This is a genomic window from Arcticibacter sp., from assembly GCF_045629565.1.
Lineage (GTDB): Bacteria > Bacteroidota > Bacteroidia > Sphingobacteriales > Sphingobacteriaceae > Arcticibacter.
The window spans coordinates 1-3,150 of the sequence record NZ_JAZQRL010000036.1 but is presented as its reverse complement, the minus strand read 5'-3'; the positions used below and the strand labels follow the sequence as shown (position 1 = coordinate 3,150).

3 protein-coding genes are annotated in these 3,150 nt (G+C 48.5%); all 3 read left to right on the top strand.

Annotation, left to right across the window (positions count from 1 at the left end; all coding sequences use genetic code 11):
• Nucleotides 1-52 precede the first annotated feature (52 nt).
• Nucleotides 53-1,234, top strand: a complete 1,182-nt coding sequence (locus ACKI5J_RS04785; RefSeq protein WP_407427050.1) for a formimidoylglutamase — start codon at nt 53-55, stop codon at nt 1,232-1,234.
• A 64-nt stretch (nt 1,235-1,298) separates the two neighbouring features.
• Complete coding sequence (locus ACKI5J_RS04780) at nt 1,299-2,444, top strand: redoxin domain-containing protein (protein WP_407427048.1); 1,146 nt, start codon at nt 1,299-1,301, stop codon at nt 2,442-2,444.
• A gap of 296 nt (nt 2,445-2,740) precedes the next feature.
• Nucleotides 2,741-3,150: cupin domain-containing protein (locus ACKI5J_RS04775; protein ID WP_407427046.1), on the top strand; the 410-nt coding region annotated here is incomplete at its 3' end.

Below are 3,150 nucleotides of genomic sequence, written 5' to 3'. Positions count from 1 at the left end.
GCATTAATATATGATCTCAAAAATAGATATTTGACGCCATACTTCAAGAAATATGAATTTATCAGACTTTTTTTCTCCTCTGAATCTGGAAAAACTTACTCCTGAAAACGGCTTTTTAACCAGTCAGCTGGGCTTGAAAGCGCGTTTTTACACCGATGCTTTTCCAGAGCTGGAAGAAAATATTTTTGATATTGCCATCTTCGGTGTTCAGGATGACCGTGCTGCCGTCAACAACAATGGCTGTGCACTGGGGCCCGACTACTTCCGGGAGCAGTTCTACCTGCTGAACGAGGGTGCCTTCAACAGTAAGATCGTCGATCTTGGAAACATAAAAGCCGGATCTTCGATTTCAGATACGTATGTGGCGGTAAAGATGGTCGTTTCCGAGTTGATGAAGCTGAACATCCTGCCGGTGATCATTGGCGGCGGACAGGACATCACCTATGCACAGTACATGGCGTACGAAAGCCTGGAACAGAAAGTAGACCTGGTGGTGGTCGACAACAAGTTTGACCTGGATGAAGACGATGAAGAAGGCCTCGCGACCCACTCGGATACCTATCTGAACAAAATATTCTTACACCAGCCCAACTATCTGTTCAACTTCAGCAACCTGGGGTACCAAACCTATTTTGTGAATCAGGAAAGCCTGAATGTAATGAGCAAGCTTTATTTTGATGCACACCGCCTCGGCGAATTCTCACAGGACATTACACTCTCCGAGCCCATCATCCGGAATTCCAATATGATCAGCTTTGACATATCCGCGATCCGCTCCTCAGACGCGCCTGCAAATGCCAATGCCGGTCCGAATGGTTTTTATGGTGAGCAGGCTTGCCAGATCGCCCGCTATGCGGGGATGAACGATAAGCTCAGCTCCATCGGCTTCTACGAATTCAATCCGGCCTTCGACAACAACAGCCAGACGGCAATGTTGCTTGCCCAGATCATCTGGTACTTCATAGATGGGTTTTACAACCGTAAACAGGATTTTCCGCTAAATCCGAAATCACAGTACATCACCTACCGCACCAGCCTGAGCGATGGTAACGGAGAGATGCTGTTTGTGAAAAGTAAAAAGTCTGATCGCTGGTGGATGCAGGTACCGTATCCAACAGGCATTTCCAAAAATGAACGGTATCACCTGGTACCCTGCCGCTATGAGGATTACAATATGGCCGTCAATGGAGAGATGCCGGACCTGTGGTGGCGCACCTATCAGAAGCTCCTGTAATTTTATCGGAAATCCAACGTTATCTCATTTATCGCTGTTCATACCAGCCTAACTCAATCCTTTCATGAAAAAACGTATTTTATCCGCTGCATTGCTTTTGCCGTTCGCAGCAATGGCGCAAGGCGGTTTTACCATAAAGGGCAAAGTAGGTACTGCAAGTGCACCTGCTAAAGCCTACCTCGCTTACCGTACAGCCACGGAACAATTCGTGGACTCTTCAGATGTTGTAAAAGGTGTCTTTCAGTTCAAAGGAAAAATAGAAGAGCCGACTTCCGCCAATATCCGCTTCATTCATGCCGGTGATGCCGATCCTGAAAAGCGGTCGGCGCCAGATGTCCTGGCTTTTTACATTGAAAATAAGGCCATTACCCTTACTGCTCCCGACTCAGTGAAGAAGGCCGTGATTAAAGGATCTTCCATAAACGATGACAATGAAAAACTTCGTGCGCTGGTCCAGCCGGCCATGGCGAAGATGGAAGCGCTGACCAAAGAATATCGTGCAAAAACGCCGGAGGAACGCGAGAACAGGGAATACATGGAGACGGTATACGAACGCTCAAATGCCATAGAGCAGGAGATGGAGGCACTGAGCCGTAAGTTCGTCAGTGAAAACCCGAATTCATATGTGGCACTGAACACCTTCCGTTCCATTCTGGGATATGATATTGATGCGGCGACTGCAGAACCACTCTTCAACAACTTTTCTGCGGAGCTAAAAGCGACCGGCCTTGGCCAGCGGATTGCAATGGCAATTGACGGCGCAAAGAAGTCACAGGTGGGCACCATGGCCAGCGACTTCACACAGAACAATCCAGAAGGAAAGCCCGTTAAGCTATCTGATTTCAAAGGCAAGTATGTGCTGGTAGATTTCTGGGCATCGTGGTGCGGACCATGCCGCCAGGAAAATCCAAATGTCGTTAAGGCCTACAACCTGTACAAAGACAAAAACTTTACAGTACTTGGTGTGTCACTGGATAAGCCCGGAGGCAAAGACGCCTGGGTACAAGCCATCAAAGATGATGGCTTGACCTGGAGCCATGTGTCGGACCTGAATTATTTCGACAATGCAGCCTCTAAGATGTACGGCGTCCAGGCAATTCCATTTAACTTCCTGGTTGATCCAAGTGGGAAGATCATTGCCCGGAACTTAAGGGAAGAGGCTTTGCAAACTACACTTGCCGAATTGCTCGGAGCAGGTAAAGGAGAATAAGTCACAGTAAAAGATACCGTTTAGAAAAGCGTTCCGCCTGCTTCAGGTGGAACGCTTTTGTTTTATACAAAGCTGAACTCCGGCTTAGTTGAAGCACGGAAGAATCCGCACTGGTCAGCAGTTCAATCTGCACCGCTTTAGGCCTACCTTTGCGCTACTTTCCCCTTACCTTCGAGGTAAAGGAAAGGTAAGGCGGAGGTAAGGAAAAGCTAAGGAAGAGGTAGGGGAGGCCAGGCGCATCTTATGGCGCGTTGAGAAAGCAATTATTATATTCGCGGAATTCAAAACCCACAGCCATGTCTTCGCAAAACGCTACCGATTGGATCAGTCAACTTAACCTGCAGCCGCACCCGGAAGGGGGCCACTATAAAGAGGTATTCCGCTCAGCCGATCGCGTGCAAAGTGCCGGAAGTGATATCCCGAGGCATGCCTGCACGTCCATCTATTATCTTCTGGAAAATACAGACTACTCGGGCTTCCACCGGATTAAATCGGACGAGATGTGGTACTTTCACAAAGGTGTTCCGCTGCACATTCATGTAATTACAGCAAGTGGGGAACACCAGGTACTGGAGTTATCAGATGCATCAGCGGGTAGTCTGTCCCTCGTTGTACCTGCCGGCTTATGGTTTGCTGCGGAGATCCCATCAAAGCTGGGCTACGCATTGGTCAGCTGTGCTGTCGCACCCGGATTCGAGTTTAGTGA

Bases quoted from the DNA above. Each gene is read 5' to 3' on its own strand.
- ACKI5J_RS04780 (WP_407427048.1), top strand. From the start codon at position 1,299: ATGAAAAAACGTATTTTATCCGCTGCATTGCTTTTGCCGTTCGCAGCA.
- ACKI5J_RS04785 (WP_407427050.1), top strand. From the start codon at position 53: ATGAATTTATCAGACTTTTTTTCTCCTCTGAATCTGGAAAAACTTACT.